The following is a 25564-nucleotide window of genomic DNA, read 5'->3' as shown; positions in this document are numbered from 1 at the left end:
TCATGGCTATCAGGGACCTGCTCGCGCACGGCACCGGCCGTCTCGCGGACCGCATCAGCACCGTCGGCGACGAAGCGGGCGAGCGCGCCGACGACGTCGCCTGGCGGGTGGCGAAGCTGTCCGACAAGGCGGCGGAACGCCTCGGCGACGTCGCGGCGGGCGCGTCCCGCCGGGTGGCGGAACGCCTGGTACGGCTGGGAGAACGGGTCGCTAGCCCAGCAGCGCCTTCACGAGGGCCGCGATCTGGCCGGTCTCGATGAGGAACGAGTCGTGGCCGTACGGCGACGACACCACCGCGGGTTCCAGGCCCCCGGAGATCCCGGCCGCGATTTCGGCCGACTGGTACAGCGGATAGAGCCGGTCGCTGTCGACGCCGCCGATCACCGCGCGAGCCGACACCCGGCCCAGCGCCGCCGCGACCCCGCCGCGGTCGCGGCCGACGTCGTGGGTGTTCATCGACTCCGTCAGCACCAGGTAGCTGTTCGCGTCGAACCGGCCGGCCAGCTTCTCGGCGTGGTGGTCCAAATAGGACTCTACGGCGAACCGCCCGCCCCGCAACGGATCCTCGTCACCCTGGTACGACCGGCCGAACCGCTCGGCCAGCTCCGGCTCGCTGCGGTAGGTCACGTGCGCGATCCGCCGCGCGATGCCGAGACCGCGGTACGGCCCCGCCGGCGCCGAGTAGTAGTCACCACCGTGGAAGTCCGGGTCGCTGCGGATCGCGTGCAGCTGCGGGGCCGCCCAGGCGATCTGCTCGGCCGACGCGCGCGCCGTCGACGCCAGCACCAGCACCGACGCCACGCGTGAAGGCAGCGAAACCGCCCACTCCAGCGCGCGCATCCCGCCCATCGACCCGCCGACCACGGCGGCCCAGCGCGAAATCCTGAGCGCGTCGGCCAGCACGGCCTCGGTCGTGACCTGGTCCCGGACCGTCACGACCGGGAAGCGGCTGCCCCACGGCGTCCCGTCCGGATCGGGTGACGACGGCCCGGTCGACCCCTGGCAGCCGCCGAGCACGTTCGGCACCACCACGAAGAACTCCGTGGTGTCCAAGGCTTTCCCGGGCCCGATCAGCCCGTCCCACCAGCCCGCGCTGGGGTGCCCCGGCTCGGCCGGGCCGGCGGCGTGGCTGTCGCCGGTCAGCGCGTGCTCGACGAGGACCGCGTTGGACGCGTCGGAGTTGAGCGTCCCCCACGTCTCGTACGCCAGGGTGTAGCCGGGCAGCACACCACCGGCCTCGAGCGCGAGCTCGGGGCCGGTGACGAACTTCCGGCGGCCTGGCGGATCACCGATCCGCCAGGCCCCGGTGACGGGCTCAGCCGTCACAGATCCGCCTTGGCCGCCCGGAATCCGGCCTCCAGGTCGGCCTTGAGGTCCTCGATGCCTTCCAGCCCGACGGCGAGCCGGACCAGGCCCGGCGTCACGCCGCTGGCGAGCTGCTCCTCCGGCGAAAGCTGGCTGTGCGTGGTCGACGCCGGGTGCACGATCAGGCTGCGGACGTCGCCGATGTTCACCAGCTGGCTGTGCAGCTCGGTGCCGTCGACGAACTTGCGGCCCGCCTCCACGCCACCGCGCAGGTCGAACGACAGCACCGCGCCCGCGCCGCGCGGCAGGTACTTCTGCGCCGCAGAGTGGAACGGGCTCGACGGCAGGCCGGCGTAGTAGACCTTCTCGACCTCGTCGCGCTGCTCGAGCCACTCGGCGAGCGCCTGCGCGTTCGAGACGTGCCGCTCGATGCGCAGCGACAGCGTCTCGATGCCCTGCAGGATCAGGAAACTGTTCAGCGGCGAGATCGCCGCGCCGGTGTCGCGCAGGATCTGGACGCGCGCCTTGGCCGCGTACGCGCCCGGGCCGAGGGCCTCCCAGTACTTGAGGCCGTGGTAGCTCGGGTCCGGCTCGTTGAAGCCCGGGAACTTCGCCGGGTCCTTGCCGAAGTCGAACGTGCCCGCGTCGACGAGCACGCCGGCCACCGTGGTGCCGTGGCCGCCGAGGTACTTCGTCGCCGAGTGGACGACGACGTCGGCGCCGTGCTCGATCGGGCGCAGCAGGAACGGCGTCGGCACGGTGTTGTCGACGACCAGCGGCACGCCGACCTCGTGCGCGACGTCGGCGACGCCCCGGATGTCGAGGACGTTGCTGCCCGGGTTGGCCAGCGTCTCGGCGAAGAACAGCTTGGTGTTCGGGCGGACGGCCGCGCGCCACTGCTCCAGGTCGTCCTGGTCTTCGACGAACGAGACCTCGATGCCCAGCTTCGGCAGCGTGTAGTGGAAGAGGTTGTACGTGCCGCCGTAGAGCGACGGGCTGGAGACGAAGTGGTCACCGGCGTTGGCCAGGTTGAGGATCGCCGCCGTGGTGGCGGCCGAGCCGGAGGCGAACGCCAGCGCCGCGACGCCGCCTTCGAGCGACGCGAGCCGCTGCTCCAGGACGTCCTGGGTCGGGTTCATGATCCGCGTGTAGATGTTGCCCGGCTCGGCGAGGCTGAACAGGTCGGCGCCGTGCTGGCTGTCGCGGAAGACGTACGACGTCGTCTGGTAGATCGGTGTTGCCCGGGCACCGGTCGCCGGATCCGGCGCGGCGCCCGCGTGGATCTGCCTGGTCTCGAAGGACCACGCCGAGGTGTCGTCCGCGCTCATCGGTTCTCCTTGCGGCTCAAGGGTGTTCTGGAGGGCTGCTCGTCCGAAGCTACTTGGGCCGAACGGAGTACCCAACCGTTCCCACGTCCTGGGAGACACGGTACGCGGGGTGGCCGCCGGAAACTGCCTTGCAAACCAAATCTCTCAGTCTCTAAGATACTTTCCACAGGGGTACTTCAACCGAGGGAGTCATGGTGGAACGGATACAGGTGCTGGTCGTGGGGGCCGGGCTGAGCGGGTTGTCGGCGTCGATGTTCCTGGCGCAGGACGGAGTGGACGTGCTGACCGTCGAGCGGCACGCCGGAACGTCGGTCCACTCGCGGGCCGCCGGGCAGAACTGGCGGACGATGGAGCTGTTCCACTGGGCGGGCATCGACGACGACGTGCTGAACGCGAGCCCGAGAGCGTCGCAGGGCCTGCGGATCACCGTCGCGACCAGCCTGGCCGGGCAGGTCTTCCACCGGCTCGCCGAAGACGGCAGCGAGTTCGACGTCTCGGCCACGACCACGATGCCGCACGGCATGGCCGGGCAGGAGGTCGTCGAGCCGATCATGCTGGCCGCCGCCGAGAAGGCGGGCGCGCGCGTCCGGTTCCGGACCGAGCTGACCGGGTTGGTGCAGGACGACGACGGCGTCACCGCGACGCTGCGGCACCGCGACTCCGGCGAGGAGACGGTGGTGCGCGCGGACTACGTCGTCGCGGCCGACGGCGGGCGCAGCGGGATCCGGCAGCTGCTGGGCATTCCGACCGAGGGGCTGGACGGGCTCAGCCACTGCCTCGGCGTGGTGTTCGACGCCGACCTCGGCGACCGCGTCAAGGCGGGCGTGACCGACCTGTTCTACCTGCGGCACCCGGAGTTCACGGCCGGGCTGTCGAACACCGACGTCGCCGGCCGGTACGTCTTCGCCCCGGACTACCACCCGGAACGCGGCGAAAGCCCGGACGACTTCGGCCACGACCGGCTGGTCGCGATGATCCGCACCGCCACCGACCTGCCCGAACTGGACCCGAAGATCGTCTGGACCGGCTCGTGGGAGATCGCCGCGCGGATCGCGGAGCGGTTCCGGTCCGGGCGCGTCTTCCTGGCCGGCGACGCGGCGAAGGTGACACCGCCGTCGGGCGGGCAGGGCGGCAACACCGCGGTCGGCGACGGCGCGGACATCGCGTGGAAGCTCGCCGCGGTCCTTCGCGGCGACGCGGGCGAAGCACTGCTGGACACCTACGAGGCCGAGCGGAAGCCGATCGCCCGGATGATTGTCGACATGTCGCTGCACAACCTCAAGCAGCGCATGCACCCCGACCTGGACGTCTCCGGGCTCACCCCGGCCGAGGACCCCCTCTCCGCCGTCCTCGGCTTCCGCTACCGCTCGACGGCGGTGCTCACCGAGGAGCCAGACGACGGGTCACGGGTCGAGGACGTCCACGCGCCGACCGGACGGCCCGGGTTCCGCGCGCCCGGGATGGCGTCCACAGTGGACTTTCTGGGTCACTCGTGGGTGCTGCTGTGCGCCGGTGACAGCTCGTCCTGGGCGTCCGCCGCCGACGTCGACTGCCACGCCATCGAGGGCGAGGAGTTCGCGGCGAGGTACGGCCTTTCCGCCGGGGGCGCTTCTCTGGTGCGGCCGGACGGCATCGTCGCGTGGCGCGCGAAGGAGACGGTGGCGGACGCGGCGGGCGAGCTTCGCCGGGTCCTGGACGCGGTTCTGTCGCGTTAACGCCGTCCGAGCACCCAGTGGAAGGTCGCCGGGCCTTCCGGCTCGTGCATCGTCACCGGCTCGTCGACGACCAGCGTGAAACCGGCGGCTTCGAGGAGCCGCCGGTTCTCCGCCACGTCGTGGGAGCTGAAGAACATCGGCGTGCCGAGCCAGTCCGCCTCGACGCCGTTCGCCTCGCTGCAGCCCAGCGCGGCCAGGAACCAGCCGCCGGGCCGGAGCCAGCCGGCGATGCGCGTGAAGAGGTCGCCCTGCTCTTCGCGGGGCACGTGCAGCACCGAGTAGAACGCGGTCACGGCGTCGAAGCTCTCGTCCGGGAACGACACCTCCGCCATGTCGGCCTTCTCGAACCGCGCGCCGGGGACGTTCCGCCGGGCGAGATCGAGCTGCGCCGCGGAGAGGTCGACGCCGACAACGTCGTGGCGTTCGGCGAGCAGCGCCGTGCACGGCACCCCCGCGCCGCAGCCGAGGTCGAGCACCGCGGCGCCGTCGTCCAGCCGGTCGGTCAGCTCGGCCAAGAACCGCAGCCGCGAGTCGTCGGCGATCCGCGCGCTCCACGCGAGGTAGCGCTCCGCCGAGCTGTCGTAGCCGGTTTCGACGATCTCCCGGGGTTCGCTCACCCTTCCGACCCTAGCGAGCCGGGCGATCCGTTTTCGGCGAGAATGACGCCGTGGTGTCGGTGCGCAGCGTGGTCGACCGGGTGGGGCCGACGCTGCTCCACGCGCTCCAGGTGCCCGACGACTCGCCCGCCGTCGCCGACGTCGTGATCGCCGAGCCCGGCGGGGCCGTCACCCTCTCCGCCGGCGACCTCGTGCTCGGCGTCGCGACGACCGGGCCCGAAGACGCCGCCGAGCTGGTGAAACAGAGCGCCGGGCAGGGCGCCGCCGCGGTGCTGCTCAAGCCGCCCGTCGCGGGGAAGACGTCCGTGAAACGGGCCGCCAAGGCCGCCGGGATCGCGCTGATCCAGGTGCACGCCGCGACGTCGTGGGCGCAGCTCGTGTGGCTGCTGCGTACCGTCCTCGACGCGCTCGCCGACGAGTCCGAGAACCTCGAGAACGACACCGGCTCCGGCGATCTCTTCCGGCTGGCCGACGCCGTCGCGTCCGTTGTGGACGCTCCGGTGACCATCGAGGACACCAACTCGCGCGTGCTCGCCTACTCCGCCCGCCAGGACCTCACCGACCCCGCGCGCGTCGCCACGATCATGGGCCGCCGCATCCCGGACGACGTCCTCGCGCGGTTCCGCTCGCGCGGCGTCTTCCGCGAGCTGTCGCGCGGGCGGCAGACGATCTTCGTGCCCGCCCAGCGCGACGGCACCCTGCCGCGGCTGATCGTGCCGATCCGGATGGGCGGCGAGCTGCTCGGCTCGATGTGGGCGGTGGTCGCCGGGCCGGTGTCCGACGAGCGCGCGGCCGCCTTCGCCGACGCCGCCCCGGTCGTCGCGCTGCACCTGCTGCGGCGGCGGGCGTACACGGACGCGCAGCGCCGCGCGTCCGCCGAGCTGCTGCGCGGTGTGCTCGAAGGCCGGGCCAACCCGCGCAAGGCGATGGCGGAGCTGGACCTGTCCGACGAGCCGCACCGCGTGGTCGTCATCGAGGTCACCGGCGGCGACGGCCGGGACGCCGAAGGCCTGCGGCTCGCGTTGCTGGAACGGCTTTCCCAGGGCATCGGCCGCCGTCCGGTGGCGACCGAGCTGGGCGGGCTGCTGTACGCCGTGGTCCCCGACCGCGGCTGGGCCGAACTGCGCGAAGCCCTGGTGACGCAGCCGGCGTCCAAGCGCGGCGGCACCCTCCGGGCGGCCGCGGGCTCCCCCGGCGAGATCGGCGACCTCTCGCTGTCGCGCGCCCAGGCCGACGAAGCCCTCGGCCTGCTGCGCGCGGAGATCCTCGACGAGCGCGTGATCACCTTCGACGAGGCCTGGACGTCGCTGGCCCTGCACCGCGGGGCGACGGCGGCGGCCGCGGCGAAGGTCGCGGAACTCGGCCCGCTCGGCGCGTTGCGCGCGCACGACGAGACCAGCAAGGCCGACTACGCCGACACGCTCTACGAGTGGCTGCGGCACCCCGGCGACCCGCGGGCGGCGGCCCGGGAGCTGCGGATCCACCCCAACACCCTGCGCTACCGGATGCGGAAGCTGCTGGAGCTGGTCCCGCTGGACCTCGACGACCCCGACGTCCGGCTCGCGCTGATCACCCAGCTCGTGGCGTTGCGCTGGAGCTGAGCCGTTCTGGCTTATGCACTGGTCCGCATGGATCGCGCCGAACGTACGGATTGTCCTTTCCCGCCGAAAGAGGGTGGATTCCGTGGGTTTCGCGGCGCATTTTCGCTGCACCACCCGGGGTGGCCGGGTCGTCGCAGAGGAGTCGTCCATGAGTTTTCGCAGGGCCCTGAAGCTGGGCGCGGTGTCCGCGCTCTCGCTGGTTTCCCTGGCCGTCCCGGGCGCCACGGCCGGGAGCGCCGTCGCGGCACCGAGCGGCGACTGCTTCACGCCGACCCAGTCCGCGGACCGCAGCAAGGACGGCCACGCCGACAGCCTGTCGCCGGCCGAAGCCGCCCGCGTCGAAGCCGACATGCAGAGCAAGCTGGCCGGCCGGCGTGCCGCGCTGGCGCCCGCGGCGGTGTCGATCCCGGTGTACTTCCACGTGATCACGAGCGGGTCGACCGGCAACCTGCCGGCCGCCACCATCACCAAGCAGATCTCGGTGCTGAACGGCGCGTACTCGAGCAAGGGCTTCACGTTCAGCCTGGTGAGCACGGACTACACGAACAACTCCACCTGGTACAACGGCATCACCGACGGCACGTCCGCCGAGCGCAACATGAAGAACGCGCTGCGCAAGGGCGGCAAGAACGCGCTGAACATCTACACCGCCAACCTCGGTGACGACCTGCTCGGCTGGGCGACGTTCCCGTGGAACTACACGGCTTCGCCGAAGCTGGACGGCGTCGTCATCCTCGACGAGTCCCTCCCGGGCCGCTCGGCGACCAACTACAACGAGGGCGACACGGCAACCCACGAGGTCGGCCACTGGATGGGGCTGTACCACACGTTCCAGGGCGGCTGCTCCGGTTCGGGCGACTACGTCTCGGACACCCCGGCCGAGGCGACGGCGACGTCCGGCTGCCCGGCGAGCAAGAACACCTGCTCGGCCGCGGGCAGCGACCCGATCCACAACTTCATGGACTACAGCTACGACGGCTGCATGTACGAGTTCACCGCGGGCCAGGGCACGCGGATGACCAGCTCCTGGTCGGCCTACCGCGCCTGACGCGTTCCCTCGGCTCGAGTGCCGTGAAGGCCACCTTGAGGGACTCTATGTCCCTCAAGGTGGCCTTCACGGCTTTCACGGGACCAGCAGCGTTTTTCCCACCGTGGTGCGGGATTCCATCGCCGCGTGGGCGTCCGACGCCTTCTCCAGCGGGAAGCGCTGGCCGATCACCGGGAGCAGGCGGCCCTCCGCCGCCTCCGCCAGCGCCGATTTCGTGAACGTGCGCAGGTCTTCGGCGCCGCCGAGGGAACGGACCAGCGTGACGCCCCGGGCCGCGGCGTCCTCTTCGGACACTTCCGACCACGAACCGCCCGCCAGGCCGTAGCTCGCCATCCGGCCGCCGCGGCGCAGCAGGCCGAACGCCGCCGTGCCGATTTCGCCGCCCACGCCGTCGAAGACCACGTCGACCTCGCCGGCCGACGACGTCCAGTCCGGCGCCAGGTAGTCCACGACGACGTCGGCACCCTGCACCTGGGCCACCTTCGCCGGACCGCCCGCGGCGCCCACCACCGACGCGCCCGCTGCCTTCGCCAGCTGGACCAGCAGGCCGCCGACCCCGCCCGCCGCCGCTTCGACCAGCACTCGATCGCCCGGCCGGACACTGGTCGCATGGACCAATGCGGTCGCGGTGCGGCCGTCCGCGAGCAGCGCCACCGCCGCGTCGAGCGCCAGGCCGTCCGGCACCGGGAACACCGCCGACGCGGCCACCGCGACGCGCTGGGCGTACCCGCCCGAACCCCCGGTCGAGGTCACCACCCGAAGCCCGGCGAGGTCCGGGTCCACCCCCGGGCCGACCGTGCTGATCACGCCGCCGACGCCGTTGCCGGGCACGATCGGCAGCTCCGGGTGGAACGGTCCCGTCCCGGCCCGCACCTGTGTCTCGACGAACGTGGTGTTCACGAACGCCACCTCGACCACGACCTGGCCGTCCCCCGCGACCGGGTCCGGGGCCTCCCCGGGGACGAGCACTTCCGGACCGCCGAACTCCTTCATCCACACCACGCGCATGCGGCACAGGCTGCAACTTCGAGTCCGGTCGAGGTCAATGGCCTGTCGGCTCAGCACCATGAAAGTGTCGAAGAACTGTCCGCTCAGCACGATGACACCGCCGTCCGGGTGGTTCACCGTGAGGGGAACCACCGCACCGAATCCGGACGCAGACCGACCCAGGAGGCCGACCGTGCGTATCGCCGTTCCCCGTGAGATCAAGAAGCACGAGTACCGGGTCGCGCTGACCCCGGCGGGCGTGCACGAGCTGGTCGGCCGCGGGCACGACGTGTTCGTCGAGACCGGTGCCGGTGTCGGTTCCTCGATCACCGACGAGGAGTACGTCGCCGCCGGCGCGAAGATCCTCGCCACCGCGGACGAGACCTGGGCCCAGGGCGAGCTGGTGCTCAAGGTCAAGGAGCCGATCGCCGAGGAGTACCCGCGCCTGCGCGCCGACCAGGTGCTGTTCACCTACCTGCACATCGCCGCCGACCGGCCGCTGACCGACGCGCTGCTCGCCGCCGGCACCACCGCGATCGCCTACGAGACGGTCCAGACCGCCAACGGCGCGCTGCCGCTGCTCGCCCCGATGTCCGAGGTCGCGGGCCGGCTGGCCCCGCAGGTCGGCGCGTTCTCCCTGATGAAGCCGAGCGGCGGCCGCGGGGTGCTGCCCGGCGGCATCCCCGGCGTGCACCCGGCGCGCGTCGTCGTCATCGGCGGCGGTGTCGCCGGCCTGAACGCCGCCCGCGTCGCGCTCGGCCTGGGCTCGGACGTCGAGATCCTGGACACCAACGTCGACCGCCTCCGCCAGATCGACAACGACTTCGGCGGCCGCATCCGCACCGTGACGTCGAACCGCTTGTCGGTCGAGGAGTCCGTGTTGCAGGCCGACATGGTCGTCGGCGCGGTGCTGGTGCCGGGTGCGAAGGCCCCGAAGCTGGTCTCGAACGAGCTCGTCTCGCGGATGAAGGCGGGCAGTGTGCTCGTCGACATCGCGATCGACCAGGGCGGCTGCTTCGCCGACTCCCGCCCGACCACGCACGACGACCCGACCTACACCGTGCACGAGTCGGTCTTCTACTGCGTCGCGAACATGCCGGGCGCGGTGCCCCGCACGTCGACCTACGGCCTCACGAACGTCACGCTGCCCTACGCGGTCCAGCTGGCCGAGCACGGCTGGAAGACGGCGCTGCAGGCGGACGCGGCTCTGGCGAAGGGCCTCAACACCCACGCCGGCGTGCTGACCAACGGCCCGGTCGCGGTCGCCCACGACCTGCCGCACACGCCGCTGGCCACCGTCCTCGCCTGACCACCACCCAACCCGAGCGGGCCCCTGTCGTTCTCCGACAGGGGCCCGCCCTCCTTTGACCAGGAACCGCCGCCCGTACGCGATGCGGGCAGCTCACCCAGCGGCTCGATCAAGAACTGCAGCACAACGACCACACCGGCGCCGAACATGAGGCACAGCCCGGTTTCCCCGCTGCAAGCGAACGACGCCATCAGGAGCAGCGCAGCCAGACAAGGCAGAACGGCATCACGTAGGCAAGCCGGCCGGAGTGGTAGTTCCCGGCAAGCTCGGCAAGATCCGCATCAAGCCAAGAGCCACAGAGACCAAAGACGCGCCGAAGGCCCCAAACCACGCTGGAAGCCGAACCAAAGGCACCGTGGGGGTCCGGGGGCTCGGCCCCCGGAAGACACGGCGGAGGCGAAGCGAAGCGGAGACGTAGCGGCGGCCCGCTCAACCAACCTGGGGGTCATTGGGAGCGGGCCGCCGAGTCCTAGCTTAGAGGGCTTGGGAAGACTTTGCTGCACCGGGTCGGCAAGTCTGGCAAATTCTTTATCAACTCGCCCCGGACCCCCGGGCAAACCCTCTGGTCAGAGCCTTGTCCTGACTACCACCCGTGCCCGGAACCGGTTGCGGAACGTGACGAAGGTCGCTCCCGGCCGGTTCACCCGTTCCGTGCGCGCGCGGCGCCCGGTTAGGGCAGGATGCGCCCCATCAGCGGGAACGTAAGGGGACGGTATGCACGACGGCAGTGGCCGGATTGTGGTGCAGAACCTGAGCAAGCAGTTCGGCATGGTGAACGCCGTGCAGAACCTGAGTTTCACGGTCGAAGCCGGTTCTGTGACGGGCTTCCTCGGCCCGAACGGTGCCGGGAAGACGACGACGCTCCGCATGTTGCTCGGGCTGGTGACGCCGACCTCGGGGTCGGCGACGATCAACGGGAGGCCGCACTCGCAGCTGGGCAACCCGGCGCGCGTGGTGGGTTCGGTGCTCGAGAACGAGGGCTTCCACCCGGGCCGGACGGCCCGTAACCACCTCCGCGTCTACGCGGCGGCGATCGGCGTGCCCGACGCCCGCGCGGACGAGGTGCTGGGCCTGGTCGGGCTGGGCAGTGCCGCCGACCGGAAGGCGGGTGGGTTCTCCCTCGGCATGCGGCAGCGGCTGGCGCTGGCGACGGCGTTGCTGGGCGATCCGCAGGTGCTGGTGCTGGACGAGCCGACGAACGGCCTCGACCCGGAGGGCATCCTCTGGTTGCGCAACTTCCTGCGGGCCTACGCGCGGGAACAGCACCGCACGGTGTTGGTGTCGAGCCACCTGCTCAACGAGGTCGAGCAGCTGATCGACCAGGTGGTCATCATCAGTCAGGGCGTCACGCGCTACAACGGGTCGCTGGACCAGCTCCGCAAGGGCCAGCAGTCCCGGGTGCTCGTGCAGCCGGCGGACCCCGCGGCGCTGGTGAAGGCGTTGCAGGAGAACGGCATCCAGCAGGTGTCGCCGACGCCGGACGGCCGGGTCGCCGTCGCGGGCTCGTCGGTGCAGCAGATCGGTGACCTGGCCGCGAAGGCCGGGATCGCGGTGTACGGGATGCAGGAGGAGCACGCCGACCTGGAGCGGATGTTCTTCCAGCTGACGCAGGGTCAGTTCGCGGGTGCGCCGGGCATGCCGCCGCAGGGCCCGCCGCCGGGGTATCCCCCGCAGCCGCCGTACCAGCAGGGCCCGCCACCGCCCGGGTACCCGCCGCAGCAGCAGTACCAGCAGGGCCCGCCGTCCGGGCCGCAACAGCAGCAGTACCAACAAGGTCCGCCGCAGGGCTGGGGAGGTCCGCAGCAGTGATGGGGAACCTGGTCAAGGCGGAGTTCCGCAAGACGCTTTCGCTGAACACGTGGTGGGTGCTGATCATCCCGCTGGTGCTGGTGGCGTTCTGGCTGACGTTCGTCTGGGGCAAGATCACGAACGACTTCGCGGACTTCATCGGGTCCAGCGAGGTACGGGACATCTCCGGGCCGATCGGCCTGGACCCGGACAAGCTGCCGGTGGGCCTGCTCGCGCTGGCGCACGGCGTCAACATCGCCCAGCTGATCCCGGCGCTCTTCGGCGTGTTCGCGCTCGCCGGCGAGTACCGCAGCAAGACGATCACGACGACGTTCCTCACCGCGCCCAACCGGATCTCGGCGCTGACCGCGAAGATGCTCACCTACGTCGGGTGGGGCGCGATCTACGGCCTGATCAGCTTCGGCGTCTCGGCCGTCGCGGTGATGCTGTCGGTGGACGCGGGCCGCTGGCCGACCGCCGGCCAGTGGCTGGCGGCGCTCGGCGGCACGGTGCTGGCCGCGGTGCTGGTGACGCTGTTCGGCATCGGGTTCGGCGCGGTGCTCCGCAGCGTGCCGCTCGCGGTGGTGCTGCTGCTCGTGTGGTTCCTCATCATCGAGAACGTGCTGGTGTTCGCGCTCTGGGGCACCACCGACATCCTGGGCGGCATCCTGCCGAACGGCACCGCCAACGGGATCGTCGGCGGGATCGCCGCGAGCGCGTTCGGGATCAACTCGCTGAACCTGCCGGGCAACGTCGACCACTGGACGCAGCTGGGCCTGCAGCTTGCGGCGGGCTCGCCCGGCGTGATCTCGTGGTGGGCGTCGGCGCTGATCTTCTTCGCCTGGACGATGGTGTTCTTCGGCCTCGGCTGGGCGGGCAACCAGAAGCGCGACATCACCTGATCGAGCGATCCCGAGAGGGCCCCTTCCCGACGTCGGGAAGGGGCCCTCTCGCGCTGGAGGAAATATTCTGTCGGTGGCGGCGCTTAGTGTTGCTACGTGACCATCGCTCCGCCTCGTCCCCGTCAAGAGCTCCCACCTGCCGAGACCGTCGGCTGGGTCCGCCGGCTGTCCGCGGCGGCGTGGGAGCACCGCGCGACAGTCGTGTTGTCGCTGGTCGCCGCCGTGTTCAGCGTCGGTGTGCAGGCCGCCAGCCCGCTGCTGGTGCGCGCGGCGGTGGACGACGCGGTGGCGGGGCAGACCGGGGCGCTGCCCGGGATCGCGGTGTTCCTGGTGGCGTTGCAGCTGGTCGCGTTCGCCACGGCGTTCCTGCGCCGGTACTTCGGCGGGAAGCTCGCCCTCGACGTCCAGCACGACCTGCGGCAACGGGTGTTCAACGCGGTTTCCCGGCTCGACGGTGGCAAGCAGGACGCCCTGCGCACCGGCCAGGTCGTCTCGCGAGCGATCTCGGACCTGCAGCTGGTCACCGGGATCCTGATGCAGATCCCGCTGTCGTTCGGTTCGGTGATCTTCGCGCTGCTGTCGTTCGTCGCAATGCTGTGGATGTCGCCGATGCTGACGCTGATCGCGCTGGTCGTCACGCCCGCGGTCGGCATCGTCGTGACCCGCAGCCGGAAGCGGCTGTTCCCGGCCACCTGGTCGGCGCAGCAGCGCGCGGCGGACGTCGCGCAGCAGGTCGAGGAGACCGTCACCGGCGTGCGCGTCGTGAAGGGGTTCGGCCAGGAGTCGCGTGAGGTCGGCCGCCTGGAGCGGACGGCGCGCAAGCTGTTCGGTGAACGCCTTCGCGCGGCGAAACTGGCCGCGGTGCCGACGGCGACCACGGCGGCACTGCCCGCCGCGGGCCAGGTCGCGGTGCTCGGCATCGGCGGTGTCCTCGCCCTGAACGGCTCCATCACGCTCGGCACCTTCCTCGCCTTCGCGACCTACCTCGCGACGCTGATCGGCCCGGCCCGGATGCTGTCCGGCCTGGTCGTGCAGGCGCAGCTGACCCGCGCCGGCGCGGAGCGCGTCTACGAGCTGATCGACGCGCAGTCGGAGGTCGTCGACTCCCCCGGCGCGCGGCCGCTGCCCAGCGGGCCGCTCGGCGTCGAGCTGAGCGACGTCCGGTTCGGTTACACCCGCAGCGAGCCGGTGCTCGACGGGCTGTCGGTGGAGGCCCGGCCGGGCGAGACGCTCGCGCTGGTCGGCACCGCCGGCTCCGGGAAGTCGACGATCTCGCTGCTGCTGCCCCGCTTCTACGACGTGCACGCGGGCGCGGTGCGCGTCGGCGGCCTCGACGTCCGGGACGTGCCGCTGCGGCAGCTGCGCCAGGCGATCGGCGTCGTGTTCGAGGAGGCGTTCCTCTTCTCCACCTCGATCCGCGACAACATCGCCTACGGCAGGCCGGACGCGAGTGACGACGAGATCTTCGCGGCGGCGCGCGCGGCGGAGGCGGACGAGTTCATCCGCGACCTGCCGGAGGGCTACGACACCCTGGTCGGCGAGCGCGGGCTGACGCTCTCGGGCGGCCAGCGGCAGCGGCTCGGGCTGGCCAGGGCCCTGATCACCGACCCGCGGATCCTGGTCCTCGACGACGCGACGTCGGCCATCGACACCGTCACCGAGGCGGCGATCTACGACACCCTGCGCTCGGTCACGGCCGGCCGCACGACCCTGCTGATCGCGCACCGGCGCTCCACGCTCGCGCTGGCCGACCGGATCGCGGTGCTCGACGACGGCAAGGTGATCGACGTCGGCACCGAGGCCGAGCTGACCGCGCGCTGCCCGCTGTTCCGCGAGCTGATCGCGGGCCCGGGTGACGACGTCGAGGAGAAGGTCCGCTGCGAGGGCCTCGACCGCGACGCGGCCGGCGTCACCCCGGCGCTCTGGCCGCGTGACGAGAGCAAGGACGACGTCGACGCGCTGGCCGAGGCCGCGCAGCAGCGCAGCGCCAACCCGAACAGCAGCGGGTTCGCGGGCAGTGGAAGTCTCGACGTGCCGCCGACACCGGAGCTCATCGAAGGCGTGCGGAAGCTGCCACCCGCCACGGACGAGCCCCGGCTGTCCGATGTGGACGTCACCGCGCCCGACCCGCGGTTCCGGCTCGCGGGGTTGCTGCGGCCGGTCCGCTGGCCGCTGGCCGTGGTGATCGGCCTGGTCGCGGCGGACGCGCTGGCCTCGATCGCGCTGCCTGCGCTCTACCAGTTCGGCGTCGACCACGGCGTCCGCACCGGTGCGGAGTGGATGATCTGGCTCGCCGCCGGCATCGGCGCCGCGGTGATCGCGGCCGACTGGGTGGTGGTGTTCGCGCAGACCCGGCTGACCTCGAGGGTCGGCGAGACCGTGCTGTACGCACTGCGCGTCCGCAGTTACGCGCACCTGCAGCGGCTCGGGCTCGACTACTACGAGCGGGAGCTGTCCGGAAAGATCATGACCCGGATGACGACGGACGTCGACGCGCTGTCGACGTTCCTGCAGACCGGACTGGCCACCGCGGTCGTCAGCGCGCTGACGCTGGCCGGGATCACGGTGGCGCTGCTGGTCACCGACGCCGGCCTGGCGCTGTACGCGCTGGCGATGGTGCCGGTGCTGGCCGTGGCCACGGTGATCTTCCGGCGGGCGGCGTCGAAGGCCTACAACGAGGCCCGCGAACGGGTCAGCCTGGTCAACGCGGACATGCAGGAGAACATGAGCGGCCTGCGTGTCGCCCAGGCGTACACCCGCGAAGACCGCTCCGCCGCGGCGTTCGCTTCGCGCAGCGACGACTACCGCCGCTCGCGGCTGCGGGCGCAGCGGTACGTGGCGACGTACTTCCCGCTGGTCGCGCTGATGTCCGACCTGGCGACGACGACCGTGCTGGTCGCGGGCGCGAACCGCGTGTCGGCGGGCACGCTGTCCGCCGGCGTGCTGCTCGGTTTCCTGCTGTACCTGCAGCAGTTCTTCTCGCCGATCCAGCAGCTGTCGTCGGTGTTCGACGGCTACCAGCAGGCCCGGGTCGGCCTGAACCGGATCGGCGACCTGCTGCGCACGCCGACGTCCGTCCCGGCGGCGGACCACCCGCTGGCGATCCCGGAGCGGCTGCGCGGCGAAGTGAGCTTCAAGGAGGTCGACTTCGCCTACGCCGGCGCGGAAGCGAAGGCGCTGGCGCAGTTCACGCTGGACGTCACGGCCGGGGAGACGATCGCGCTGGTCGGCGCGACCGGCGCGGGCAAGTCGACGGCGGTGAAGCTGGTCGCGCGCTTCTACGACGCCACGGGCGGCACGGTCCGGATCGACGGCACCGACGTCCGCGAGTACGAGCTGGCCGGGCTGCGCCAGCGGATGGGCGTCGTGCCGCAGGAGGCGCACCTGTTCTCCGGCACGGTGGCGGACAACGTCCGGTACGGCCGCCCGGCGGCGACCGACGCCGAGGTCGAGGAGGCCGTCCGCGCGGTGGGCGCGCTCGACGGCGTCGCGGCGCTGTCGGCCGGGTTCCTGCAGCCGGTGGGCGAACGCGGGCGGTCGCTGTCGGCCGGGCAGCGTCAGCTGGTGGCGCTGGCCCGGGCGGAGCTGGTGGACCCGGACGTCCTGCTGCTCGACGAGGCGACGGCGGCGCTCGACCCGTCGACGGAGGCCGCGGTCCTGCGCGCGACGGAGCACCTGGCCCGCCGCCGCACGACGTTCGTGGTCGCCCACCGCCTGGCCACGGCGGCCCGCGCCGACCGCATCGTGGTCCTCGACCACGGCCGCATCGTCGAAACCGGAACCCACACCGAGCTCCTGGCGGCCGACGGCCACTACGCCCGCCTCTGGTCCCTCGGCTGACGTGATCAGAGGGTCGACACGCGTGATCCAGAGGTCGACTCGCGTGATTGAAGAGTCGACACGCCGGTTCGAGGCCGGCCCCGCCGTGTCGACCCGCCAATCACGCGTGCTGACCCTTCAATCACGCGAGTTCCGGTTTCGTTCACGTGAGTTCCGGGCCGGATCACCCGACTTACGTCGGGAATCTCGCGAGGTGCGGGTTCGCTCGCCGGGAAAGGGCTCGCCGGGGCGTCCGGGGCGCGGGAGCATGGCGGGATGTTCGAACAACAGCGGGCGCCCGACCGGCAGATCCGCGCCGTGCAGACCGAGACGACCGTCCGGGTCTACCAGGCCTACTCACCCGAGATCGCCGAGCCGGCGCTGGCGAAGCAGACTTTCGTCGCGCCGTTCAAGCGGGAGCGGATGACGTGGATCAAGCCGTCGTTCCGGTGGATGGCCTACCGGTGCGGTTACGGGACCAAGCCCGGCCAGGAGGTCGTCCTGGCGATCGACATCACCCGGGACGGCTTCGAGTGGGCCCTCGCCCACGCCGCGCTGAGCCATCCCCGCCCTGACCAGGACAAGAAGGCCTGGGAGCAGCTGGTCAAGACCAGTCCGGTGCGGATCCAGTGGGACCCCGAACGTGACCTCGACCACCAGGCTCTGAACTTCCGCGCGATCCAGGTCGGGCTGAGCGGCGAAGCCGTCGACCGCTACGTCGACGAGTGGATCACCGCCATCACCGACGTCACACCGGTGATGCGGCAGATCCACGGGCACCTGCGGGACCACGAGCTGCACAAGGCCGTGAAACTCGTCCCGCACGAGCCGCCGTACGAGCTCCCCGAAGACCTCGCGCGGGCCATCGACGCCGACGGTTAGGGCAGCGCCCGCCACCGCAGCGAACCCAGCCCCGCGGCCTCGACATCGGGGCGCCCCGCCCAGCGGAACGTCCCCGGCCGGACGTGCACGCCGGCGCCGACCAGCCAGTCCGGCTCGTCCGGCTCGACGTGCTCCTGCTCCTCGAAATCGGCGAGCGTGCGCCAGACGGCCTCGCACGAATCGCACCGCAGCACGACCGCGCCGGACTCGGTCACCAGCGGCCTGACCAGGCCCTGGTCCCAGAACGACGGACACTCCACCAGCCACATCCACCCAGGAGAACCGACCCGGGTGAACGGCCGCGGAGCGCCCGGCCACAACCGGGACAACCCCGCGAAAACCCTGTACCGGGTCCAGGACTTAAGGTTCCCTTAGCACATCTTGATCGTGTCAGTGACCGATGCCCTAGTGCGCCACGCCTCACACAGGCCGGTTCCATCACATCGCGCTCACCGAGGGGGTTAGCCTGGTAGGCGCATCAACGGATTCAAGATCGAGATCGAGACGGATAGAGGCGAGCCCAAGCCGTGTCCAGCAGCAGCCCTGCGTCACAGTTCGGCCCCAACGAGTGGCTGGTCGAAGAGATGTACGACCAGTTCCTCGCAGACCCCAGTTCAGTCGATGCCGCGTGGCACGACTTCTTCGCGGACTTCAAGCCGACGCAGAACGCTCAGGCCAAGGCGGACAACGCCCGGCAGAAGCAGGCCGACGCCAAGCCCGCCACCAACGGCCAGGCAGCGGCGCCGTCGTCGAAGGCGGTGCAGAACGCCGAGTCCGCCGCCAAGCAGACGTCGACGCCGGCCACCAAGGCCGCCGCGCCCGCGAAGCCGGCTCCGAAGGCTCCCGTGAAGGCCGCGCCGAAGACGGACGCCAAGACCGAAGCGAAGCCGCAGGCCAAGGACGAGCCGGAGTCGAAGCAGCTCCGTGGCGCCGCGGCGGCGATCGCCAAGAACATGGACGCGTCGCTGTCCGTGCCGACCGCGACCAGCGTGCGCGCGGTGCCGGCGAAGCTGATGGCGGACAACCGCATCGTCATCAACAACCACCTGAAGCGCACCCGTGGCGGCAAGATCTCCTTCACGCACCTCATCGGCTACGCCATGGTGCGGGCGCTGAAGAACTTCCCGAACATGAACCGGCACTACCAGCTGATCGACGGGAAGCCGTTCGCGATCACGCCGGAGCACGTCAACTTCGGGCTCGCGATCGACATGAAGGGCAAGGACGACTCCCGCACCCTCGTCGTGGCCTCGATCAAGGGCTGCGAGGACATGTCGTTCCTGCAGTTCTGGCAGGCGTACGAGGACATCGTCAAGAAGGCCCGCAACAACAAGCTGACCGCGGACGACTTCTCCGGCACCACCATCTCGCTGACCAACCCGGGCGGCATCGGCACCAACCACTCGGTGCCGCGCCTGCAGGCCGGTCAGGGCGCGATCATCGGCGTCGGCGCCATGCAGTACCCGGCGGCGTTCGAGGGCACCAGCGAGAAGACGCTGGTCGACCTGGGCATCAGCAAGATCATGACGCTGACCTCGACGTACGACCACCGCATCATCCAGGGCGCGGAGTCCGGCGAGTTCCTCAAGCGCATCCACCAGCTGCTGCTCGGTGAAGACGGCTTCTACGACGACGTCTTCACCAGCCTGCGCCTGCCGTACGAGCCGATCCGCTGGGTCGCCGACATCCCCGAGGGCCCGGTCGACAAGACCGCCCGCGTGATCGAGCTGATCGACGCGTTCCGGATGCGCGGTCACCTGATGGCCGACACGGACCCGCTGAACTACCGCCAGCGCAGCCACGCCGACCTGGACGTCCTGTCCCACGGCCTGACGCTCTGGGACCTGGACCGCGAGTTCCCGGTCGGCGGCTTCGCCGGCCAGGAGCGGATGAAGCTGCGCGACATCCTCGGCGTGCTGCGCAACTCGTACTGCCGCACGGTCGGCATCGAGTACACGCACATCCTCGACCCCGAGGAGCGCCGCTGGATCCAGGAGCGCGTCGAGATCCCGCACGAGAAGCCGGACCCCGCGGTCCAGAAGTACGTGCTCTCGAAGCTGAACGCCGCCGAGGCGTTCGAGACGTTCCTGCAGACCAAGTACGTCGGCCAGAAGCGGTTCTCCCTCGAAGGCGGCGAGACGGCGATCCCGCTGCTCGACACGCTGCTCGACAAGGCCGCCGAGCACGAGCTCGACGAGGTCGTCATCGGCATGCCGCACCGCGGCCGGCTGAACGTGCTCGCGAACATCGTCGGCAAGCCGATCTCGCAGATCTTCCAGGAGTTCGAGGGCAACCTCGACCCGGGCCAGGCGCACGGTTCCGGTGACGTGAAGTACCACCTCGGCGCCGAGGGCAAGTACTTCCGGATGTTCGGCGACGGCGAGACGAAGGTGTCGCTGACGGCGAACCCGTCGCACCTGGAGACCGTGGACCCGGTGCTCGAGGGCATCGTCCGCGCGAAGCAGGACCTCCTGGACAAGGGCGGCGAGGGCTACACCGTGCTGCCGGTCCTGATGCACGGCGACGCGGCCTTCGCGGGCCAGGGCGTCGTCGCCGAGACGCTGAACCTGTCGCTGCTGCGCGGGTACCGCACCGGCGGCACCGTGCACGTGATCGTCAACAACCAGGTCGGCTTCACGACCGCGCCGGAGCACTCGCGCTCCAGCCAGTACGCCACCGACGTCGCGAAGATGATCGGCTCGCCGATCTTCCACGTGAACGGGGACGACCCGGAGGCCGCGCACTGGGTGGCCAAGCTGGCCGTCGAGTACCGGCAGGCGTTCCACAAGGACGTCGTGATCGACCTGATCTGCTACCGCCGCCGCGGCCACAACGAGGGTGACGACCCCTCGATGACGCAGCCGGCGATGTACGACATCATCGACACGAAGCGCTCGGTCCGTAAGGGCTACACCGAGTCGCTGATCGGCCGTGGTGACATCTCCGTCGAGGAGGCCGAGGCCGCGCTGCGCGACTTCTCGAGCCAGCTGGAGCACGTCTTCAACGAGGTCCGCGAGCTGGAGAAGCACCCGGCGAAGGCGAGCCCCTCGGTCGAGGAGGAGCAGCAGGTCCCGGCGAAGGTGACGACGTCGATCTCGAGCGAGACGCTGGAGCACATCGGCGACGCGTTCGTGAACGTGCCGGAGGGCTTCACGCCGCACCCGCGCGTCAAGCCGGTCATGGAGCGCCGCCACAAGATGTCGCGCGAAGGCGACATCGACTGGGCGTTCGGCGAGCTGCTGGCGTTCGGGTCCCTCGCGCTGGAAGGCCGGCTCATCCGGCTGTCCGGCCAGGACTCGCGGCGCGGCACCTTCACCCAGCGGCACTCGGTGTTCATCGACCGCAAGACCGGCCAGGAGTACTCGCCGCTGCAGAACCTGGCCGACGGCCAGGGCCGCGTGATGATCTACGACTCGGCGCTGTCGGAGTACGCGGCCGTCGGCTTCGAGTACGGCTACTCGGTGGCGAACTCCGAGGCGCTCGTGATGTGGGAGGCGCAGTTCGGTGACTTCGTCAACGGCGCGCAGACCGTCATCGACGAGTACATCTCCTCGGGCGAGGCCAAGTGGGGCCAGCGCTCCGACGTCGTGCTGCTGCTGCCGCACGGCCACGAGGGCCAGGGCCCGGACCACACCTCCGGCCGCATCGAGCGCTTCCTGGCGCTGTGCGCCGAAGGCTCGATGACCGTCGCGGTGCCCTCCACCCCGGCGAACTACTTCCACCTGCTGCGCCGCCACGCCCTCGACGGGATCCAGCGCCCGCTGGTCGTCTTCACGCCGAAGTCGATGCTGCGCAACAAGGCCGCGACGTCGGCGACGAGCGACTTCACCGGCCAGTCCCGGTTCATGTCGGTCATCGACGACGTGACGCCGGACCCGGCGAAGGTCCGCAAGGTGCTGCTGACCTCCGGGAAGCTGTACTGGGAGCTGGTGGCCGAGCGCACGAAGCGCGAGGCGGACGACGTCGCGATCGTGCGGATCGAGCAGTACTACCCGCTGCCGAAGAAGAAGCTGCTGGCGGCGCTGGAGCGCTACACCAACGCGACGCAGGTCGCGTGGGTCCAGGAGGAGCCGGAGAACCAGGGTGGGTGGCCGTTCTTCGGCCTGAACCTGCCCCGGAAGTTCCCGGAGGTGCTCTCGGGCCTGCAGGTCGTCTCGCGGCGTCCGATGGCGGCGCCGTCGGCCGGCTCGTCGAAGGTGCACGAGGTGGAGCAGAAGGCGCTGATCTCCAAGGCGTTCGACTGATCGCTTGACCACGGAAAAGGCCCCCGCACCTCGTGTGCGGGGGCCTTTTCCGTGCTAGCTCATCGACTCCGACGCCGCCTCCGCGAGCTTGTGCGCGTTCCGCCGGCAGCGATCCATGTTCCGGTCCTGCTCGTCGGCCGCCTGGACGATCACGATGGCTTCGACGTTGCCCTGGTAGAAGTGCACCCCGCACTGCAGGCTGCTGCTGGCGTGGAAGTCGACGTCCGCGGCCTTCGTCGCCTGCCCGATCCCGGCGGTGATCGGCTTGCCGCCGTCTTCCACCGCGTTGTCGTACCCCGCGGCGGACCACCTCGTGCCCGCGCCCGATCCGGGTGTCTTCGACTCCGACAGGTACATCGTCACCTGACCCGACGACGACCCGGACTTCATCCAGGAGCAGCTCAGCTGGGTCATCGTGACGTCGTCGTTCGACGTGCCGGCTGGCTCCGGCGCGTCGTCGCGCAGCAGCGGCGGCAGGCCGTCCATCCGGCTGCCGACCTCCGGGCACCGCGGCAGCGACGTGTACTTGTCCGGCTCCGCGGGCGCCGAGGTCGACGACGGCGGGGCCGCCACCGTGTGCTTGTCCGGCTTGAGGAGGAAGAACGCGCCCACACCCAGCCCGGCGACCACGAGCACCCCGGCCACGACCAGCACGATCACCAGCGCCGTCTTCCCGCCGCCGCGCTGGGGCGGTGGCGGGTAACCCGGGTAGTACGGCTGTTGTTGCTGGTACGGGTACTGCGGTCCCTGCTGCACCTCTCGGAGGGTAAGTGATGCGCGTGCCCGGAGTGGGCGTTTCGGGAAGAACCACTCGGACGGTCGGGGCTCGCGAAAAGGAGTTCGCCGACGCCCGCTTCGCACGGCATGCTGACGCCCATGCTCATCCGCCGCGAGTCGCCCGACGACCGGGCCGCCGTCCACACCGTCCACGCCGAGGCCTTCCGCCGCGAGGCGGGCGTGACTCCCGTCGAAGCCCCGCTCGTCGACGAGCTCCGGGCCGAGGGGGACCTGATCGGCGCGTTGTCGTTCGTCGCGGTCCGCGACGGCGAGGTCGTCGGGCACGTCTGCTGCAGCACGGCGCGGCTCGGCGACGACACCGGCGTCGCGGTCGGTCTCGGCCCGCTCGGCGTGCTGCCCGCGCACCACCGCACCGGCGTCGGTTCGGCGCTGGTGCACACGGTTCTCGGCGCGGCGGACGCCCTGGGTTACGGCCTCGTCGTGCTCCTCGGCGACCCGGCCTACTACTCGCGTTTCGGGTTCGTGCTCACGTCGGCGCTCGGCGTCACGCCGCCGGATCCGGGCTGGGCCCAGCACTTCCAGGCGCGCACGCTCACGGCGTACCAGCCCACGCACCGAGGCGCGTTCGAGTACGCGCCGGCCTTTTCCCGGATCTGAACAGGAGCCCGCGCATGTACGAACCCCGCTCGTCGGTCGGTGTCCGGATCAACCGCGAGCAGCCGCCGTCGCGGCTGCGTGAGCTGGCCCGGCAGGCCGAGGCGGCCGGGCTCGACGAGCTGTGGCTGGTCGAGGACTGCTTCTGGGCGGCCGGGATCGCGACGATCGCCACCGCGCTGGAGACGACGTCGACGATCAAGGTCGGCATCGGGGTCATGCCGGTGGTGGCGCGCAACCCGGCGATCGCGGCCATGGAGCTCGCGGCGCTGGCGGAGCTGCACCCGGGACGGCTGATCGCCGGGTTCGGTCACGGCGTCCCGTCGTGGATGAAGCAGATCGGCGCGTACCCGGCGTCCCCGCTGGCGGCGCTGGAGGAGACGCTCGTCGCGGTCCGGCGCCTGCTCGCGGGCGAGCGCGTTTCGGTGTCCGGGCGGCACGTCTCGCTGGACGAGGTGGAGCTGGTGTTCCCGCCGGCCGAGGCGCCGCCGCTGGTGGCGGGCGTCCGGCGCCCGAAGTCCCTGGCGATCGCGGGTGCGACGGCGGACGGCACGATCCTCGCCGAGCCGTCACCTCCGGAGTACGTCCGCTCGGCTCGGGCGGCCATCGAACCCGGGCGTTCGGCGGCGGGCGCCCCGGCGAGTCACACGGTGGTGACGTACAACTGGCTCGCGCTGGGCGATCCCGAGCGGGCGCGCCTCACGGTGGCGGAGTCGCTGACGCCGGGCGCCCGGGTCCAGGTGGCGGACTTGCCGTTCGCTACGGAGCTGCTCGGGCTGGTGGACTCGGCGTCCACAGTGGACGAACTGGCGGCGGGCCTGCGCCCGGAGTGGATCGAGCAGCTGGCCGTCTGCGGCGACCTGGCGTCGTGCGTGGCCCGGGTCCGCGCGCTGCACGAAGCCGGCAGCGGGTCGGTGGTCCTGCTGCCACTGCCGGAGGAGCCGCCGGAGCGGGGCATCGAGGACGCGGGCCGGGTGGCGGCCGCCCTGCGCTAGTGCCCGGCCGGGCGGAGGCCGTCCATCAGGAGGTTCAGCAGGCGAGCGGCCTTGGCTTCCCGCTCGGGCCGGGGCGCCACGGTGAAGATGCCGACGAGGGACGCGGCGATGTCTTCGGCGGTGACGTCCGAGCGGAGGTCGCCCGCCGCACTACCGGCGTCGAGGATCGTGGTGATGGCCGTCAGCAGCTCGGTCCGGGTCTGGGCATGGGCGATCTCGCCCGACTCGATCATCGCGAGCAGCGTGTCGAGCATGCCGTTCTTGGTCGCGATCCAGTCCCCGAACAGGTCCATCCAGCGCCGCATCGCCGCGGCCGGGGGCACCTGGCCGAGCAGGTCGCGGGCGCCGGTCGTCAGCCGCACGACCTGGTCGCGGTAGACCGCGTCGACCAGCGACTCGCGGGTCGGGAAGTGCCGGTACAGCGTGGCGATGCCGACCCCGGCCTCGCGGGCGATCGCCCGCATCGACGGCTCGGCGTCGGCCGCCGCGAACATGCGGGTCGCCACCGCGAGCAGCTGGTCGCGGTTGCGGGTCGCGTCGGCCCGTGGTGTGCGCGTCTCTGACTCAGCCAAAACGGAACATGCTCCGATTGTGTTAGGGTGGTCCAGGTAAACGGAGCATAGTCCGTTTCATCTTCCCTCGGTGCCAAGGAGACAGATCCACATGCAGGAACAGAGCAGGGCGGTCCAGCTCGACGCGTTCGGCGGCCCCGAGGTCCTGGACGTTCGCGAGGTCTCCGCTCCGCAGGCCGGTCCGGGACAGCTCCGCGTGCGGGTCACCGCGGCCGGCCTGAACCCGATGGACTGGATCATGACCGCCGACGCGGACACGGCCGCCCGGTTCGGCCTGAGCCTCCCGGCCGGGTTCGGGACCGACTACGCGGGTGTGGTCGACCAGGTCGGCGACGGGGTGACCGGCTTCGCGCCGGGTGACCGGGTGTTCGGGGGCGCGCTGTCCCGCGCGGTCGCCGGCTTCGTGGTGGTCGACCCGGCCGGGGCGGTCGCGGCGAACGAGGCCCACCACACCCCCGACGGCGTCGACGACCGCACCGCCGCCACCCTCGCCATCGCCGGCCGCACGGCGTCCGCCGCCCTCGCCGTGGTCGGCCCCGGCCCGGACGACACGGTGCTGATCGGCGGCGCGGCGGGCGGGGTCGGGGTGTTCGCCGTCCAGCTGGCCCGGATCGCGGGAGCGCGCGTGATCGGCACGGGATCGGCGTCCTCGGCCGACTTCCTGCGCGAGCTCGGAGCCGAGCCGGTCGTCTACGGCGACGGCCTGGCCGACCGGGTCCGGGCCCTCGCGCCCGGCGGGATCACCGCCGCCCTCGACCTGCACGGGACGGACACCGTGCACACCGCACGGGAACTCGGTGTCCCGGACAGCCGTATCTGCACCATCGCCGCGCAGCTCGACGGCGTGTCCGCGGCCAACGGCGCGAACGCCGCTCCCGGCGCCCTGGAAGAGCTCGCCCGCCTGGTCGCGGCGGGCCGGCTCCGGGTGCCGATCGCGGCGAGCTTCCCGATCGAGCAGATCCGCAACGCGGCCGAACTGCAGGCCGGCCGGCACGTGAAGGGCAAGGTCGTCATCGACCTCTAGACCAAGGGGAACGGCGTGGGCCGCGTGTCCTCGTCG

General features: G+C 71.3%; 20 protein-coding genes. 13 read left to right on the top strand and 7 right to left on the bottom strand.

Features of this window, described 5'->3' with window-relative positions:
- The first annotated feature begins 2 nt into the window (after positions 1-2).
- On the top strand, positions 3-260 hold the full coding sequence (locus ACIOD2_RS10415; RefSeq protein WP_400536506.1) for a hypothetical protein: 258 nt from the start codon (positions 3-5) through the stop codon (positions 258-260).
- Here ACIOD2_RS10415 and ACIOD2_RS10410 read toward each other — a convergent pair.
- On the bottom strand, positions 211-1326 hold the full coding sequence (locus ACIOD2_RS10410; protein ID WP_400536505.1) for a homoserine O-acetyltransferase: 1116 nt from the start codon (positions 1324-1326) through the stop codon (positions 211-213). The two genes, ACIOD2_RS10415 and ACIOD2_RS10410, sit on opposite strands and share 50 nt — an antisense overlap.
- Entirely contained in the window at positions 1323-2633 is a 1311-nt protein-coding gene (locus ACIOD2_RS10405; protein ID WP_400536504.1) for a bifunctional o-acetylhomoserine/o-acetylserine sulfhydrylase, read from the bottom strand. The genes ACIOD2_RS10410 and ACIOD2_RS10405 overlap by 4 nt, the downstream gene beginning before the upstream one ends.
- Before the next feature lie 191 nt (positions 2634-2824).
- Between ACIOD2_RS10405 and rdmE the strand changes: the two genes are divergently transcribed.
- Positions 2825-4348 carry an aklavinone 12-hydroxylase RdmE gene (rdmE, locus tag ACIOD2_RS10400; protein WP_400536503.1) on the top strand — a complete coding sequence of 508 codons (1524 nt, stop codon included), beginning with the start codon at positions 2825-2827 and terminating at the stop codon, positions 4346-4348.
- Here the strand turns inward: rdmE and ACIOD2_RS10395 are convergent.
- Complete coding sequence (locus tag ACIOD2_RS10395; protein ID WP_400536502.1) at positions 4345-4965, bottom strand: class I SAM-dependent methyltransferase; 621 nt, start codon at positions 4963-4965, stop codon at positions 4345-4347. The genes rdmE and ACIOD2_RS10395 overlap by 4 nt on opposite strands.
- Before the next feature lie 50 nt (positions 4966-5015).
- Here ACIOD2_RS10395 and ACIOD2_RS10390 point away from each other — a divergent pair, with 50 nt between their 5' ends.
- Positions 5016-6566, top strand: coding sequence for a PucR family transcriptional regulator (locus ACIOD2_RS10390; RefSeq protein WP_400536501.1), 1551 nt, complete (start codon positions 5016-5018; stop codon positions 6564-6566).
- 148 nt (positions 6567-6714) lie between these two features.
- The gene (locus ACIOD2_RS10385) at positions 6715-7614 is read left to right on the top strand and encodes a zinc metalloprotease (RefSeq protein WP_400536500.1); all 900 of its coding nucleotides are present in this window, start codon (positions 6715-6717) and stop codon (positions 7612-7614) included.
- Positions 7615-7689: 75 nt separating this feature from the next.
- On the opposite strand, the gene ACIOD2_RS10380 is transcribed toward ACIOD2_RS10385, so the two are convergent.
- Positions 7690-8622 carry a zinc-binding dehydrogenase gene (locus tag ACIOD2_RS10380; RefSeq protein WP_400536499.1) on the bottom strand — a complete coding sequence of 311 codons (933 nt, stop codon included), beginning with the start codon at positions 8620-8622 and terminating at the stop codon, positions 7690-7692.
- Positions 8623-8794: 172 nt separating this feature from the next.
- Between ACIOD2_RS10380 and ald the strand changes: the two genes are divergently transcribed.
- The 5 genes from ald (at position 8795) to ACIOD2_RS10355 (ending at position 17301) form a co-directional block, all read left to right on the top strand.
- Positions 8795-9910: an alanine dehydrogenase gene (gene ald, locus ACIOD2_RS10375; protein WP_400536498.1), complete on the top strand. Its 1116-nt coding sequence runs from the start codon at positions 8795-8797 to the stop codon at positions 9908-9910.
- A 714-nt stretch (positions 9911-10624) separates the two neighbouring features.
- The gene (locus tag ACIOD2_RS10370) at positions 10625-11719 is read left to right on the top strand and encodes an ABC transporter ATP-binding protein (protein WP_400536497.1); all 1095 of its coding nucleotides are present in this window, start codon (positions 10625-10627) and stop codon (positions 11717-11719) included.
- Entirely contained in the window at positions 11719-12600 is an 882-nt protein-coding gene (locus tag ACIOD2_RS10365; protein ID WP_400536496.1) for an ABC transporter permease, read from the top strand. The genes ACIOD2_RS10370 and ACIOD2_RS10365 overlap by 1 nt, the downstream gene beginning before the upstream one ends.
- Before the next feature lie 96 nt (positions 12601-12696).
- Entirely contained in the window at positions 12697-16440 is a 3744-nt protein-coding gene (locus ACIOD2_RS10360) for an ABC transporter ATP-binding protein (protein WP_400536495.1), read from the top strand.
- Between the two features lie 255 nt (positions 16441-16695).
- On the top strand, positions 16696-17301 hold the full coding sequence (locus tag ACIOD2_RS10355) for a DUF4291 domain-containing protein (RefSeq protein ID WP_400536494.1): 606 nt from the start codon (positions 16696-16698) through the stop codon (positions 17299-17301).
- Here the strand turns inward: ACIOD2_RS10355 and ACIOD2_RS10350 are convergent.
- Positions 17298-17570 carry a hypothetical protein gene (locus ACIOD2_RS10350; RefSeq protein WP_400536493.1) on the bottom strand — a complete coding sequence of 91 codons (273 nt, stop codon included), beginning with the start codon at positions 17568-17570 and terminating at the stop codon, positions 17298-17300. The two genes, ACIOD2_RS10355 and ACIOD2_RS10350, sit on opposite strands and share 4 nt — an antisense overlap.
- Before the next feature lie 258 nt (positions 17571-17828).
- Here ACIOD2_RS10350 and ACIOD2_RS10345 point away from each other — a divergent pair, with 258 nt between their 5' ends.
- Entirely contained in the window at positions 17829-21545 is a 3717-nt protein-coding gene (locus tag ACIOD2_RS10345; RefSeq protein ID WP_400536492.1) for a multifunctional oxoglutarate decarboxylase/oxoglutarate dehydrogenase thiamine pyrophosphate-binding subunit/dihydrolipoyllysine-residue succinyltransferase subunit, read from the top strand.
- Positions 21546-21599: 54 nt separating this feature from the next.
- Here ACIOD2_RS10345 and ACIOD2_RS10340 read toward each other — a convergent pair whose 3' ends face one another.
- Positions 21600-22301, bottom strand: a complete 702-nt coding sequence (locus ACIOD2_RS10340) for a hypothetical protein (protein WP_400536491.1) — start codon at positions 22299-22301, stop codon at positions 21600-21602.
- Between the two features lie 120 nt (positions 22302-22421).
- Here ACIOD2_RS10340 and ACIOD2_RS10335 point away from each other — a divergent pair, with 120 nt between their 5' ends.
- The gene (locus tag ACIOD2_RS10335; RefSeq protein ID WP_400536490.1) at positions 22422-22940 is read left to right on the top strand and encodes a GNAT family N-acetyltransferase; all 519 of its coding nucleotides are present in this window, start codon (positions 22422-22424) and stop codon (positions 22938-22940) included.
- 14 nt (positions 22941-22954) lie between these two features.
- Positions 22955-23932, top strand: a complete 978-nt coding sequence (locus ACIOD2_RS10330) for an LLM class flavin-dependent oxidoreductase (RefSeq protein ID WP_400536489.1) — start codon at positions 22955-22957, stop codon at positions 23930-23932.
- Here the strand turns inward: ACIOD2_RS10330 and ACIOD2_RS10325 are convergent.
- On the bottom strand, positions 23929-24504 hold the full coding sequence (locus ACIOD2_RS10325; protein ID WP_400536488.1) for a TetR/AcrR family transcriptional regulator: 576 nt from the start codon (positions 24502-24504) through the stop codon (positions 23929-23931). The genes ACIOD2_RS10330 and ACIOD2_RS10325 overlap by 4 nt on opposite strands.
- Positions 24505-24595: 91 nt before the next feature.
- Between ACIOD2_RS10325 and ACIOD2_RS10320 the strand changes: the two genes are divergently transcribed.
- Positions 24596-25528 (top strand): NADP-dependent oxidoreductase, encoded by a 933-nt coding sequence (locus tag ACIOD2_RS10320; protein WP_400536487.1) that lies wholly within the window; start codon positions 24596-24598, stop codon positions 25526-25528.
- Positions 25529-25564: the final 36 nt, after the last annotated feature.

Source organism: Amycolatopsis sp. NPDC088138, assembly GCF_044741685.1.
Taxonomy (GTDB): Bacteria; Actinomycetota; Actinomycetes; order Mycobacteriales; family Pseudonocardiaceae; genus Amycolatopsis.
This window is presented reverse-complemented; position numbering and strand designations above follow the sequence as displayed.